The 14,204-nt window shown below is 67.9% G+C and carries 10 protein-coding genes; 5 read left to right on the plus strand and 5 right to left on the minus strand.

Annotation, left to right across the window (positions count from 1 at the left end):
* Nucleotides 1-311: 311 nt before the first annotated feature.
* From EV560_RS18755 to EV560_RS18770, 4 genes are read left to right on the plus strand one after another with little or no spacing between them, the layout of a single operon-like run.
* A complete protein-coding gene (locus tag EV560_RS18755; protein WP_165923535.1) occupies nucleotides 312-1,649 on the plus strand; it encodes a hypothetical protein in 1,338 nt (445 codons plus the stop codon).
* Nucleotides 1,649-2,842, plus strand: a complete 1,194-nt coding sequence (locus EV560_RS18760) for an alpha/beta hydrolase (protein WP_131857334.1) — start codon at nucleotides 1,649-1,651, stop codon at nucleotides 2,840-2,842. Before EV560_RS18755 ends, EV560_RS18760 begins: the two co-directional genes overlap by 1 nt.
* Complete coding sequence (locus EV560_RS18765) at nucleotides 2,842-3,996, plus strand: efflux RND transporter periplasmic adaptor subunit (RefSeq protein ID WP_131857764.1); 1,155 nt, start codon at nucleotides 2,842-2,844, stop codon at nucleotides 3,994-3,996. The genes EV560_RS18760 and EV560_RS18765 overlap by 1 nt, the downstream gene beginning before the upstream one ends.
* Entirely contained in the window at nucleotides 3,993-7,151 is a 3,159-nt protein-coding gene (locus EV560_RS18770; protein WP_131857765.1) for an efflux RND transporter permease subunit, read from the plus strand. Before EV560_RS18765 ends, EV560_RS18770 begins: the two co-directional genes overlap by 4 nt.
* 137 nt (nucleotides 7,152-7,288) lie before the next feature.
* On the opposite strand, the gene EV560_RS18775 is transcribed toward EV560_RS18770, so the two are convergent.
* The 4 genes from EV560_RS18775 to EV560_RS18790 are packed head-to-tail and all read right to left on the minus strand — an operon-like array spanning nucleotide 7,289 to nucleotide 11,348.
* Nucleotides 7,289-8,635 (minus strand): LLM class flavin-dependent oxidoreductase, encoded by a 1,347-nt coding sequence (locus EV560_RS18775; RefSeq protein ID WP_131857335.1) that lies wholly within the window; start codon nucleotides 8,633-8,635, stop codon nucleotides 7,289-7,291.
* A gap of 56 nt (nucleotides 8,636-8,691) precedes the next feature.
* Nucleotides 8,692-9,441 carry an ABC transporter ATP-binding protein gene (locus EV560_RS18780; RefSeq protein ID WP_131857336.1) on the minus strand — a complete coding sequence of 250 codons (750 nt, stop codon included), beginning with the start codon at nucleotides 9,439-9,441 and terminating at the stop codon, nucleotides 8,692-8,694.
* Complete coding sequence (locus EV560_RS18785) at nucleotides 9,417-10,304, minus strand: ABC transporter permease (protein WP_131857337.1); 888 nt, start codon at nucleotides 10,302-10,304, stop codon at nucleotides 9,417-9,419. Before EV560_RS18785 ends, EV560_RS18780 begins: the two co-directional genes overlap by 25 nt.
* A 3-nt stretch (nucleotides 10,305-10,307) precedes the next feature.
* Nucleotides 10,308-11,348 (minus strand): ABC transporter substrate-binding protein, encoded by a 1,041-nt coding sequence (locus EV560_RS18790; protein ID WP_131857338.1) that lies wholly within the window; start codon nucleotides 11,346-11,348, stop codon nucleotides 10,308-10,310.
* Nucleotides 11,349-11,737: 389 nt separating this feature from the next.
* On the opposite strand from EV560_RS18790, the gene EV560_RS18795 reads away from it, so the two are divergent.
* Complete coding sequence (locus EV560_RS18795; RefSeq protein WP_131857766.1) at nucleotides 11,738-12,187, plus strand: RrF2 family transcriptional regulator; 450 nt, start codon at nucleotides 11,738-11,740, stop codon at nucleotides 12,185-12,187.
* Between the two features lie 47 nt (nucleotides 12,188-12,234).
* On the opposite strand, the gene EV560_RS18800 is transcribed toward EV560_RS18795, so the two are convergent.
* Nucleotides 12,235-14,199: an adenylate/guanylate cyclase domain-containing protein gene (locus EV560_RS18800; RefSeq protein WP_248312131.1), complete on the minus strand. Its 1,965-nt coding sequence runs from the start codon at nucleotides 14,197-14,199 to the stop codon at nucleotides 12,235-12,237.
* Nucleotides 14,200-14,204: the final 5 nt, after the last annotated feature.

Genomic DNA, 14,204 nt, shown 5'->3' on the forward strand with positions numbered 1-14,204 from the left:
GGCGCGGGGCCTCAAGGCTCTCTCGTGAAAGGATGATCCATGATCAGGTCGCTTCTTCCGGCGCTTGCACTCGCCGCCATGAGCGCGTCCGCCGCGCTGGCCCAGGCCCCGACCGCTCAGGAACGGGCCGCCTGTCGCTCGGATGCAACCAAGTTCTGCGCGTCCTTCATCGGCAAGCCCGAACAGATGAATGGCTGTCTGCGCGACAATAAGGCTAAGCTTTCGGATAGCTGTCGCAAGGTCGTCGAGGCTCGCGGCGGATAAGGACAATCCCGGCCTCGCTGCGCCGGGTCAGCGGGGCCGACTGAACCATGCAACCGCCACCAGGCGCCCGGCGAATCGGCCTGACCGCGACAAGCGTCGCGGCGCTGTGCTGCCTCGCCAGCGCCGGCAGCGCGGCCCCGTCCCCTTCCCGCGTCTCCTTCCTGAGAACCTGCATGATCTCGGCGCCGGACCCCGTGCCGCTCTTTCCAGCTCCCGCCCTGCCCGCGCCGGCCGCCAAGGCCAAGAGCGCGCCGCAGGCGCAGGACGCTGCGGATGACGACGACAGCGACGATTCGGACGACGATGACGACGACGACGATGATGACGACGACAGCGTGCCCGGCTTCATCGCCCCCGGCAGCAATACCTGCGTCGCCATTTCCGGCACGTTCAGCTTCGGCGTCCAGCGCGACTGGTTCAAGGCCAATGCGGCGGCGACGGCGACGGGTCTGATCCCGTCCAACGTGACCAGCACGCAGCGCAGCCTGTCATTCCGGCTGGAGAGCGCCCAGACGCTTGCCAACGGGCTCTATGTCGCGACCGCCTTCGAGTTCTCGCTGGACCCGACCGCCGACGACCCCGGCAAGGACGAGGCGACCCTGTCCGAAGCGAGCCTGACGATCGGCCCCTGGGTCTTCGGCGTGACGGATTCGCGTTTCGATTTCTGGAGCGGCGACGATTTCGTCTTCTCGAGCCGGGTGCCGAGCCGCACCGTCGCGCTGATCGCCTATGAGCGGGCGCTGTTCCCGGACCTGAAACTGTCGCTTTCGCTCGAGGATACCAATGCCGACGCGGCGCGGGCGCTGCCGGCCCCAAGCGGCAGCCATCTGCCCGACGGCGTCGTGCGGCTGCTTTACGAAGGCGACGCGCTGACGCTCCACAGCGCGGTCGCGCTGCACGAGGTGCCGGTCGCGGGCCCGACCCCGTCCCGTGTCGGCCGCGCCGCGATCCTCGGCGCGACCTGGACCGGCGATCTGCTCGGCCATTCGTCGACCCTGACGGCGCAGATCGCGGGCGCGATCGACGCGCCCACCTATATCGGCTCGCAGCTCGATCGCCGGGTGGTGCGCCCGGTGCTGTTCGCCGACGATCCGACGCGGGGCTGGTCCGGCGTCATCTCCGTCGGCCACGATTGGACCGACGAGATCTCCAGCAATGCCTATGTCAGCCGCTACGAGCTGACCTTGCCCCGGCTCGGAGTCAAAGAGGGACGCATCCGCATCGACAGGTTCACCACCAACCTGACCTGGAAGCCGATCGATGGCTTCAAGACCGGGATCGAGGCCTCCGTCGCCTGGCAGCGGCTCGATCTCGGCGGGCGCATCGTGCCGGCCTTTTCCGGCCGCCAGAGCTCGGTCCAGCTCTTCCTGGAAAGAACCTTCTGATGGCTCTGAGGGCACAGGCCGAAGCATTTTCGAGCGAAGTGGGCACCGGTTCGCGTCAAGAAAATGCGTCAGCACAACTATACTCTCGGGGCCGTGCGGCTCTCGTCGGGCTCGGCCTCGTCCTGGCAGGCTGCGCCGGGCCGGGCCGCGGCCTGCTGGTGCCGGTCGCGGCCGAGCCCGGCATCGGCCATGCCCGCACCATCCTGGCGGTGACGACGCGCAGCCCCGCCAGCGACGAGCCGCCGGGCTACCTGTTCTCGGGCGAGCGTGGCGACGCCACCCGCTTCGCCAGCCTGACCTTGTCGCTGCCGCCCGAGCGCGCCGCAGGTTCCGCCCCGACCGATGCCGATCATCCCGATCCGGCCAGGCATATCGTCCTCACCGCATCGCGCGGCCTGGAGCGCGCCGAATTCACCGCGCTCGCCCGCGGGCCGGTCCGGCGCCGGGCGCTCGTCTTCACCCATGGCTACAACACGCAATTCGACGCGGCCGCGATCCGCTTCGCCCAGATCGTCGACGATACCGGCTTCGAGGGGCTGCCGATCCTGTTCAGCTGGCCGTCGCGCGGCGGCATCAGCGATTACGGCTACGACAAGGACTCGGCCAATTACAGCCGTGACGCGATGGAGAACCTGCTCGCGACGCTGGCGCGGCAGCCCGGCATCAGCGGCATCGACATCTTCGCCCATTCGATGGGCAACTGGCTGACGATGGAGACGCTGCGCCAGCTCGCCATCGCCAGGGACCAGAAGACCCTGAGCCGGCTGGGCACGATCGTGCTCGCCGCGCCCGATGTCGACATGGACGTGTTCCGCACGCAGATCGCCCGGCTCGGCCCGCTCGCCGCGCATATGGTCGTCTATGCCTCCAAGGACGACTATGCGCTGCAGCTCTCGCGCCGGCTGTTCGGCGGCAAGATCCGCGCCGGCGAGAACACCGACCTCGCCCAGTTCCGCGCGCTCGGCCTGGCCGCCCATGACCTCTCCACCGTGGAGGGCGGCATCGGCCGCAACCATGGCAAGGCCTTCGGCGACGGCGCGACCATCGCGCAGATCGGCGCGACGCTGAGCGCCGGCCAGTCCGCACGCCCAGCCGGGCAGCTTCTCGCCGGCGGCTTGCAGACGCTCGGACAGTCCATGTCCGCCATTGGGGAAGCGCTGCTTCCGCTTCCGGCCCAGGGGGAGATGCGGTGATGAAAGCAAAGCTCGCCTTCGCTCTCGCCCGGCCGGCGCTGCTGGCCGGGCTAGTTGCCGGGCTTCTTGCCGGCTGCAACGAGAAGCAGGCCTACCAGCCGCCGCCGCCGGCCGAGGTCCGCATCTCCCAGCCGATCCAGCGCAACATCACCCGATATATCGAGGTGACCGGCCAGACCAACGCCGCCAAGCGGGTCGATCTCGTCGCCCGCGTGCAGGGCACGCTGACCGAGATCCGCCACAAGGACGGCGCCGCCGTGAAGAAGGGCGACGTGCTCTTCGTCATCGAGCCGGACAATTACAAGCTCAGCCTCCAGCTCGCCGAAGCCTCCGAAAGCCAGCAGAACGCCCTTCTCTCCCAGGCCGAGGCGGACCTCGCCCGCCAGAAGCAGCTCGCCAGCCGCCAGGCCGCCTCGGAAGCAGCGCTCGACAATGCGCTCGGCAAGCGCGACTCGACCGCCGCCGCCCGCGACCAGGCGGCGGCGCAGGTGGCCCAGGCCAAGCTCAACCTGGCCTATACCGAGGTGAAGGCGCCGTTCGACGGCATCGTCTCGGCCCGCAAGGTGGACGAGGGCGCGCTGGTCGGCGTCGGCGGGCCGACCCTGCTCGCGACGATCGTCCAGAGCGATCCGATCCAGGTGAAATTCTCGCTCGACGAGCAGCTCGTCCTGCGTGTCCGCGAGGCGATGCGCCAGCGCGGCGTGACGCTGGCCACGCTCGGCCCGATCCCGGTCGAAATCGGCTTCGATGCCGCGAAGGGCTATCCCTATCGCGGCCATCTCGACTATGTCGCGCCGGAGCTCGACGCCGCCAGCGGCACGCTGACCGCCCGCGCCGAAATCCCCAACCCGGATCGTGCGCTCCTGCCCGGCATGTTCGTGCGCGTGCGCGTGCCGGTGCAGCGCGACGTGCCGTCCCTGCTGGTGCCCGACAGCGCGCTCGGCGCCAGCCAGGCCGGCCGCTACCTCCTCGTCGTCAACGCGCAGGATATCGTCGAGCAGCGCCCGGTCGAGACCGGCGATCTCACGGAGGGCGGCCTGAGGGCGATCCGCAGCGGCGTCACCGCGCAGGACAGGATCGTGACCGGCCTCGCCGAGAATGCGCTTCCCGGCGCCAAGGTCCGCCCCGTCCCGGCCGAGACGGCGCAACGCTGATGGCGAAATTCTTCATCGAGCGGCCGGTCCTGGCCAATGTCATCGCCGTGCTCACCGTCATCCTCGGCCTGGTGGCGCTGATCAGGCTGCCGGTCTCGCAATATCCCGACGTGGTGCCGCCGACCGTGCAGGTCACGGCGCGCTATCCCGGCGCCAGCGCGGCGGTGATCGCGCGCGAGGTGGCGCTGCCGCTCGAGCAGAAGGTCAACGGCGTCGAGGGCATGATCTACATGTCCTCGACCTCGACCAGCGACGGGCTGTACACGCTGACCGTGACCTTCCGGATCGGCACGGACGCCGACAAGGCGCAGATCCTGGTGCAGAACCGTGTCTCCTCGGCCCTGCCGCTGCTGCCCTCGGTGGTCCAGACCCAGGGCGTGCAGACCAACAAGCGCTCGACCGCGATCCTCGAGATCGTGGCGCTGACCTCGAGCGATCCGCGCCATGACAGCCTGTTCCTCTCCAACTACGCGACCTTGAGCCTGCTCGACGAGATCGCGCGGCTCGAAGGCGTCGGCAATGTCGCCGTCTTCGGCGCCGGCCAATACGCGATGCGGATCTGGCTCGATCCCTCCAGGCTGCAGCTGCGCGGCCTGCTGCCGGCCGACGTGATCAATGCCGTCAACCAGCAGAACCGCTCCGTCGCCTCGGGCCAGCTCGGCACGGCGCCGACGGCGAGCGACCAGTCCTTCCAGTACACGCTGCTGACGCCGGGGCGGCTCGACGAGGCCGCCGATTTCGAGAACATCATCGTCAAGGCCGACAGCGCCGATGGCGGCCGCATCACCCGGCTGAAGGACGTGGCGCGGATCGAGCTCGGCGCGCAGGCCTATGGCCAGGATTTCAAGCTCGACGGCAAGGCGGCGGCCGGGCTCGCCATCTTCCAGTTGCCGGAGGCGAACGCGCTTGATGTCGCGGAGCGTGTCCAGGCCAAGATGACCGCGCTGGCCGAGCGCTTCCCGCAGGGGATGAGCTGGAGCGTGCCCTTCGACACGACGCGCTTCGTCGAGGCCTCGCTCAGCGCCGTCTATCACACGCTGATCGAGGCGGCCCTGCTCGTGCTGCTGGTGATCCTGATCTTCCTGCAGGATTGGCGTGCGACGCTGGTGCCGGCGACGACCGTGCCGGTGACCATCATCGGCGCCTTCGCCGCGATGGCGGCGCTCGGCTTCACCGTCAATATCTCGACCCTGCTCGCGGTCGTGCTCGCCATCGGCATCGTCGTCGACGACGCCATCGTCGTGGTCGAGGGCGCGGCCAAGCACATGGAACGCGGCCTCAATCCGCATGATGCGACGGTCGCGGCGATGCGCGAGCTGATCGGGCCGATCGTCGGGATCACGCTGGTGCTGATGGCGGTGTTCCTGCCGGCCGCCTTTCTGCCCGGGCTCAGCGGGCAGATCTACCGGCAATTCGCCCTCGTGATCGCCGCGACCGCGCTGATCAGCGCCATCAACGCCGTGACGCTGAAACCGGCGCAATGCGCGCTCTGGCTGCGCCCGCCCAAGCATGTGCATGAGCGCATGCTGGTCTTCCGGCTGTTCGAGCGCGGCTATCTCGCCTGCGAGCGCGCCTATACCGGGCTCATCCGCCGGCTGGTCGCGCGCAGCCGCCTGATCTTCGCGCTCACGCTCGTGCTCGTCGGCCTCTCCGGGCTGGCGCTCAGCCGGATCCCGACCTCGTTCCTGCCGGTCGAGGACCAGGGCTACCTGCTCGCCTCCGTGCAATTGCCCGATGGCGCCTCGCTGGCGCGCACGACGCGGACGCTGGAGGAGATCACCAGGCGGGCGAAGCAGGTGCCGGGCGTCGACAAGGTCGTCGCCATCGCCGGCCTGTCCGCGCTGAACGACAATGCCAGCCTCGCCAATGCCGGCGTCGCCTATGTCATGCTGACCGACTGGAAGGCGCGCAAGCCTGGCGAGGACCTGCTCGGGCTCTATACCGCGCTGTCCAAGGCGCTGGCCGGGCTCGAGGATGGCAGCGCGCTGGTGCTGCCGCCGCCGCCGATCCAGGGCATCGGTAACGCCTCGGGCTTCACCATGAAGGTCGAGCTGCGCGATGGCAGCTTCGACTACCAGAAGCTCCAGCGCCTCGCCGACGCGATCGCCGAGCGCGCCCGCGAGCAGAACCTGTTCCAGGCGGCGCGCAACACCTTCAGCGCCCAGGCGCCACAGGTCGAGGCGGTGATCGACCGCACCAAGGCCGAGACGCTCGGCGTCTCCTTCGGCACCGCGACCGATGCGCTCGGCGCCTATATCGGCTCGGCCTATGTCGGCCAATTCAGCAAGTCCGGCCGGGTCTTCCAGGTCTATGCCCAGGCCGAGGCGCCGGCGCGGATGGAGGCCGAGGCGCTGCAGACCCTGAAGATCCGCAGCAAGAGCGGCGAGATGGTGCCGCTCGGCGCCATCGCCGATATCCATGGCGGCATCGGCCCCTCGCTGATCAGCTTCTACAATCTCTACCCGGCCGCGACGCTGGTCGGCGCGCCCAACCGCAATGTCAGCTCCGGCCAGGGCCTCGCCGTGCTCGACGAGATCGCCAGCCGGACCCTGCCGCCGGGCACCGGCTATGAGTGGAGCGCGCTCTCCTACCAGGAGAAGGAGATCGGCGGGCAGGTCTTCATCGTCTACGGGCTGAGCCTGCTCCTGGTCTATCTCGTGCTCGCCGGCCAGTATGAGAGCTGGATCGCGCCGCTCGGCATCATCCTGTCGGTGCCGCTGGCGCTGCTCGGCACGGCCGGCGCGATGCTGGGCCTCGGCATCTCCAGCAATCTCTACACGCAGATCGGCCTCGTGCTGCTGATCGCGCTCTCGGCCAAGAACGCCATCCTGATCGTCGGCTTCGCCCGCGACCTGCATCTCAAGGACGGCATGCCGCTGGCCGAGGCCGCAATCGAGGCGGCGCGCCTGCGGCTGCGGCCGATCGTGATGACCTCGCTCGCCTTCATCCTCGGCCTCGTGCCGCTGGTGCTGGCGAGCGGCGCCGGCGCCAATGCGCAAAAGTCGATCGGCTTCGCGACGCTGACCGGCATGATCGGCTCGACCCTGCTGACCGTCGTCGTGGTGCCGTCGGCCTTCGTCGTGCTGCAGCAGATCGAGAACCGGCTGCGGCGCAAGGCCAAGCCGGTCGCCCCACCCCAGCAGGCGGGCGCCTGAGCCCGGCTCTCAGGCGCTCGCCGTAGAGCATTTTCGAGCGAAGTGGACACCGGTTCGCGTGAAGAAAATGCGATAAAACAAAAGCTTAGAGCATTTCCGCGATTCGAAGAAGCGCGGAAATGCTCTAAGGCACCACCTCAGGCGCTCCTGCGCCTCGCCACGGCATAGCCGCTTTCCGGGCGCGGCAGGCCGTAATGGTCGCGCAGCGTCGCGCCGGAATACTCCTCGCGGAACAGGCCGCGCTTGCGCAGGATCGGCACGACCTCGGCCACGAAGATGTCGAAGCCGCCGGTCAGCCAGGGCGGCATGATGTTGAAGCCATCCGCCGCGCCGGTCTCGAACCAGGTCTGGATCTCATTGGCGATACGCTCCGGCGTGCCCGCCAGCACCCAATGGCCACGCGCCCCGGCGAGACGCTTGATCAGGCCGCGAAGCGTCGGCTTTTCCCGGTCGACGATATCGATGACGAGCTGGAAGCGGCTGGCCACGCCCTTCGGGCCGTTGGTGTCGATGATCTCGCGCGGAAACGGCGCATCGAGATCATAGCCACTGAGATCGACGCCGAGCATGCGCTTGAGCTGGTCGAGCGAGGCGGCCGGCTGGATCAGGTCGTTGATCTCCTCCTCCAACCGGTCGGCCTCTCCTTGCGTCGAGCCGATGAAGGGGCTGATTCCCGGCAGGACACGGATATGCTCGGGGCGGCGGCCGAGCGCGACGGCGCGCTTCTTGATGTCGGCATAGAAGGCCTGGGCGCTCGCCAGCGTCTGGTGCGCGGTGAAGATCGCCTCGGCATGCTGGGCGGCGAAGGAGCGGCCATCCTCCGACGAGCCGGCCTGGACATAGACCGGCCGCCCCTGCGGCGAGCGCGAGACATTGAGCGGCCCGCGCACGCGGTAATGCTTGCCGGCATGGTCGATGCGGTGGACCTTCTCGCTATCCGCGAAGATGCCGCTCCGCGGATCGGCGACGAGCGCCTCGTCCTCCCAGCTGTCCCAGAGCTTGGTCACGACCTCCAGGAACTCGCGTGCCCGCTCGTAGCGGTCGCCATGTGGCGGATGCTCGGGCAGGCCGAAATTCTGGGCTGCTCCGGCATCGCTGGTGGTGACGATGTTCCAGCCGGCCCGGCCGTTGCTGATATGGTCGAGCGAGGCGAAGAGCCGGGCGAGGTTATAGGGCTCGTTATAGGTGGTGGACGCCGTGCCGATCAGGCCGATCCGGCTCGTCGCCGCCGCGAGCGCGGTCAGCCAGGTCACCGGCTCGAAGCGGACCCGCGCGGAATGCCGCACATTCTCCGGCAGCGACGGTCCGTCGGCCAGGAAGACGGCGTCGAATTTGGCGGCCTCGGCCCGGCGCGCCAGCTCCTGATAATAGCCGATGTCGAGCACGCGCTGCGGCTCGGATTCCCGGTAGCGCCAGGCCGCCTCGTGATGGCCGCCGGGATAGATGAACAGGTTCAGCGTCAACTGGCGTTCGGACTTGGACATGTCGGAACCTCGCTTGTCGGGATTGGAAAAGAGGCCGGACTCGCTCGCCGGAGCGCTCACGCCACGCGGCGCAGCTCGCGCTCGGTCACGCCGAGGCTGGTCAGCAAATGCGCGCGCACCTCGGCGAAGCGCCGCTCGCGGGGGCCGGGCTCATCCGGCAGATCGACCTTGATGTCGACGCTGAAGCGGCCCTGGTCGAGCACCAGCACGCGCTGCGCGAGATGGATCGCCTCGTCGACATCATGGGTGACCAGCAGCACGGCCGGCTGGTGGCGCGCGCAGAGATCGAGCAGCAGCGCCTGCATCCTGAGCCGCGTCAGCGCGTCGAGCGCGCCGAAAGGCTCATCCAGCAACAGCAGCTCCGGCTCACGTACGAGAGAACGGGCCAGCGCGGCGCGCTGCTGCTCGCCGCCGGAGAGCTGCAGCGGCCAGGCTTCGGCCCGGGCCGTGAGCTCGACCTCACCGAGCGCGCGCAGGGCCCGCTCGCGCGGCGCCGCGCCGCCGAGGCCGAGCGCGACATTGTCGACGACCTTCTTCCAGGGCAGCAGCCGCGCGTCCTGGAACACCACCGAGACGGCATCCGGCGCCTCGAAACCACCGGAGCCGGGCACGCCATGGTCCAATCCGGCGAGCGCCCGCAGGAAGGTGCTCTTGCCGGAGCCGGAGCGGCCGAGCAGGGCGACGAACTCGCCGCGACCGATATCGAGATCGACATGGTCGAGGATCGTGCGCTCGCCGTAACGGCGGGTCAGGTCGCGCACGCGCACGACCGGCTCCGGACTCAATCCGCGAGAATCTTGCGCCATGGCAAAGCCTTTCGGGTGATGAAGCGCACCAGCCAGTCCGAGCTCAGGCCGAGCGCGGCATAGACGGCGAGGCACAGGATGATGACCTCGGTCTGGCCATAGGTGCGCGCGAGGTTGATCATGTAGCCGAGGCCGCTGGTCGCGTTGACCTGCTCGACCACGACGAGCGCCAGCCAGGAATAGGTGACGCCGAAGCGCAGTCCGAGCAGGAAGCCCGGCAGCGCCGCCGGCAGCACGACATGACGCAGGAACTGCGCGTTGCTGAGGTCGAGCGTCTCGGCCAGCTCGATGAAGCGGGCATCGGTCGAACGCAGCCCGTCATGGGTCTGGATATAGATCGGCGCGAAGGTGATCAGCGCGATGGTCAGGATCTTCATGCCTTCGCCGATGCCGAACCAGAGCATCAGCAGCGGGATCAGCGCCAGCGCCGGGATGGCGCGCTTGATCTGGATCGGACCATCGACGAGGTATTCGCCGATACGGCTCAGGCCTGCGATGACGCCGAGCGTGGCGCCCGCGACGATGCCCCAGAACAGGCCCCAGAAGGAGCGCACGAAGGAGGTCCAGAGGTTGTCCTGCAGGCGCCCGTCCTGGATCAGGTCCCAGCCGGTCGTCGCCACGGTCCAGGGCGCCGAGAGGATGCGGTCGTCGATATATCCGGTGGCCGAGCCCAGGCTCCACAGGATGAGCAGGAGCACCGGCCCGAGCGCCGCGCCATAGGGGATGACCGGTCCGGGCCCGAGCTTGCGCCGGCGGCGCAATGCGGCCTCACCGGCCGAGCTCCGGGGCCGGGCGCGGCCGAGCCAGCTCGAGCGAGACGGCGCGGCGACGTCGCGCCCGTTCGAAAGGGAAAGATCGGCCATGGCTCACTCCCCCTGATAGGCTGCGCCGGCGACACGCTCGAAGCGGCGGTCGAACAGCGTCTGCGCCTTCAGCACGGGTTGCCTGAGCTCGGCCGCCAGGAGATCGATCGTCTCCTGCTGGCGCTCGATCGCGGCGGACCAATCGAGCGGCACGTCCGGCCTGCCATTGGATTCGATCAGGAATCGTCCGGCATCCTCCTTCAGCCCCTGGTCCTTGACGTAATAGCCCTTGACCCATTCCTCGGGATGGCTGTCGATCCATTTCGCCGCCCTGCCCCAGGCCTTGACGTATTCGCGGATGGCGGCGGCCTTGTCCGGGTCCTGCAGCGAGGACTTCACCACGTAGAGATAGGCCGGGTCGTCGCGCAGCCCGTGCGGCAGCGCCCTGGCGCCGTCGCGCGCGTAGTTCTGGACGAAGCGCTGCTTGTTGGCCTCCGCGATCGGGGCGGCATCGACCAGCTTGCTCGCCAATGCGTTGACATAGGCGTCGCCGACGCTCGGCAATTCGACGAGCTGGACGTCGCTATGCTTGAGGCCGAGCTTCTTCAGCACCCGCAGCACCAGCGCGCCCTGCGCCTGGCCGGGGCTGAAAGCGATCTTGCGGCCCTTCAGATCCTCGAGCCTGGCGATGCCGGAGCCCGGCGCCGTGGCAATGACGTAGATCGGGTTGGCGATCGGATCGAGCCGGAACTTCGCAGCGACGATCTTCACGTCGAGCCCGGTCCATTGCGCGTGGATCGGCGGGATGTCGGCGACCGAGCCGATATCGAGCGCCTTGGCGCGGAACGCCTCGATGGTCTGCGGACCACCGGAGATATTGGCCCACTCGACCTTGAAGGGCAGCTTCTGCAACTCGCCCGACAAGGTGAGCGCCACCTTGATCAGCGGATCGCCGATCACCAGCCTGGTCCCGGGCGCAACCTTGTCCGGGATCGGCGCCGTGTCGGACAGGATGTCCGTGGCCCCTGCCCCGCCAATCGCGCCCAGGATCGCGGCGGCGATCAACAACGGGCGCGTGGCCCTTCGAAAGAGCCCTGCTGTCATCATGCACCTCGTAGCAACGTTGCGAAAACGAGCGAAAAGCGAGGCAACAGGATGGGTAGATTAGCCGATTTAGTCTATCCAAATGATATTCTTTTATTTCGGGCGCCGATGGGCTTTTCACCCATCAACGCCCGAGGAGCCGCTATATTTCGGTTCCGGCGCGTTCCACGCCGCCTCGCGGTCAGAGGCCGGCATGCAGTCCCGGTCCTGTCGCCGAGGGCCCGAGGTGAACACGGGATCGCAGACTTTCGCGGTAGTGATCACGACCGGGTTCAAGGCGCCGCCACCAAGATCGGCGCCGAGTGAAAAATTCTATTTTATATGGCGCCAATAGAATTTTCTTGGTAGGCACATGCGATAGCGCCCGGTTGCGGCGGACGGGGATGACGGTGCTCACCAACAAGGGCAAATACGGGCTCAAGGCGATCATCCATCTCGCCAAGCTCGAAGCGGGCGAGACCGCGCAGGTCGCCGATATCGCCGAGAAGAACAATATCTCGAAAAAATTCCTCGACGCGATCCTGCTCGACCTGCGCAATGCCGGCATGCTGCGCAGCAAGAAGGGGCCCGGCGGCGGCTATGCGCTGGCCAAGCCGGCGCGCACGATCAAGGTCGGCGCCGTCATTCGCGTGCTGGAAGGCCCGATCGCGCCGATCGCCTGCGCCAGCCGCACGGCCTTCCGACCCTGCGAGGATTGCGACGACAACGCAGCCTGCGCCGTGCGCTCGGTGATGAGCGAGGTGCGCGACGCCATGGCTGCTGTGCTCGACACGACCACCGTCGCCGATCTCGTGCGCCGCTCGCTGCCGGCCGAAACGGGCGATCAATACGTCATCTGATTGTCCATCTGCACAATAGACAACTGCGCCTGACGGCATTCGACCCGTCAATCCAGGCCGGCACGGGCAAGTCCCTCGATCAGGCGCGCCCGATCCTCGGCGCGTACGAAAGACGATGTCGCTCCGACCGCGTCCCGTGAGATGTCAGGGACAAGCGATTTGAGCCGTCCGAGCAGGTCCGTGGCAGCGTCCCGGTTGTCGAGAAGTCCGGCACAGGCCGTGCCGATGAGCAGCGGAACCACGTGGCCGGACCGCAGGCGATGCGCCTCCCGGGCATAGCTCAATCCGGACTCGTAATTCGCGCCCTGGAAGCAAGCCATGGCGTAGTAGAACTGGAAGTCGCCGAGAAAGGCCTCGCGCGGGCTCAGCCTGAGGGCGTGGTCGATGCAGGCAATGGCGTCCGCCGCGCGGCCGCCATTGGCATGCGCGAGTCCCAGTTGGCCATGTGCAAAGGCGGAATTGGGGTTGATCGCGACGGCCTGGCTCGTCGCTGCCATCGCCAGGACATTGTCGCGCGTCGCAAAGGCGATCATCGCCTGCGCAAGGTAAGCCCATGGTTCCCTGTCATCCGCGGCAATGGCCTGCTGGACGAGATCCCTGGCCAGGGCCAGGGCGCATCCCATGTCCTCCCAGCCCTGGAAGGCGCGCCACGTCATGATCCAGCCTTTCATGGCGAGCGCCTGGGCATAATCGGGCGCCAGCCCGATGGCCCGATCGAGCAGGGGGAGCATCTTCCGGCTGCTCTCCTCGGATAGCTGGGAACAGAGGAACACCGCCCGCACGACACATTCCCAGGCATCGAGGCCATGATGCGGCTTGGGGCTTTCGCGGGCATGCTCCGCCGCCAGGAGTTCCGGCCCGATGCGACCGACGACGCTTGCGGTGATTTCGTCCTGGATGACGAAGATATCGCCGAGGTCGCCGTCGTAGCGCTCGGCCCAGAGATGGGCTTCGGAGGCCGCATCGATCAGCTGCGCGGTCACCCTGACGCGATTGCCGGACTTGCGGACGCTCCCCTCGAGAACATAGCGGATCCCGAGCTCGCGCCCGATGGCGCGCACATCCACGGGCCTTCCCTTGTAGGTGAACATCGTGTTGCGGGCGATCACGAAGAAGCCCTTGAGCTTGGACAGCGCGGTGGTGATGTCCTCGGTGAGCCCGTCGCTGAAGAAGTCCTGCTCCGGGTCGGCGCTCATGGCGTTGAACGGCAGCACGGCAATGGATGGCCGGTCCGGAAGTGCGGGCCTGGGCACTGCCGTCCGCGCGGCCCCTTCCGGAAGGGGGCGGTACAGCCGCACCGGCCGCTCCATGTTCTTGAGCGCGCGTTCGCCGAGATACTCGTAGTCGCAGGCGAGCTTGCCCTGGAGGTGATCATAGGCCGTGCCGGAAATGCAGATGCCACCTGGATCCGCCAGGGTCTGCAGGCGGGCCGCGATGTTGACGCCATCGCCGTAGAGATCGCCGTCGCGCTCGTGGATCACATCGCCGAGATTGATGCCGATGCGGAAGATGATGCGTCGCTCCGCCGGGATATCGGCCTGGTTCCCGGCAACACCCTTCTGGATGGCGAGCGCGCAGGCGACGGCATCGACGACCGAGCCGAACTCCACGAGCGCACCATCGCCCATCAGCTTGACGATACGGCCCTGATGCTCGGCCAGGAGCGGATCGATCAAGTCCCGGCGCAGAAGCTTCAGGGCCGACAAGGTCCAGGCCTCGTCCTGTTCGACGAGGCGGGAATAGCCGACGACGTCGGCGGCCAGGATCGCGGCCAGCCGCCGCTCCGCTCTTGCAGTCGCCATGGCCGTCTCTCCCTCGGGAGATCCGCCGGATGAAGCCCGGGCGATCGACGCGACATGCACCATCCGGCTGGCGGACACCGCGACCGTATCGCCTGATGATAACACCGGGACGGTCATCTGGGGACGCTGTACGAGAGTGCCGCCTTCGACCGGAACGGCAAAGCGGTCACTGCGAGGCTCTGTTGCGGTCCAGTGGAAGGACGGCGTCATTCGGC

The organism is Allobosea sp. BK604 (assembly GCF_004341515.1).
GTDB lineage: Bacteria > Pseudomonadota > Alphaproteobacteria > Rhizobiales > Beijerinckiaceae > Allobosea.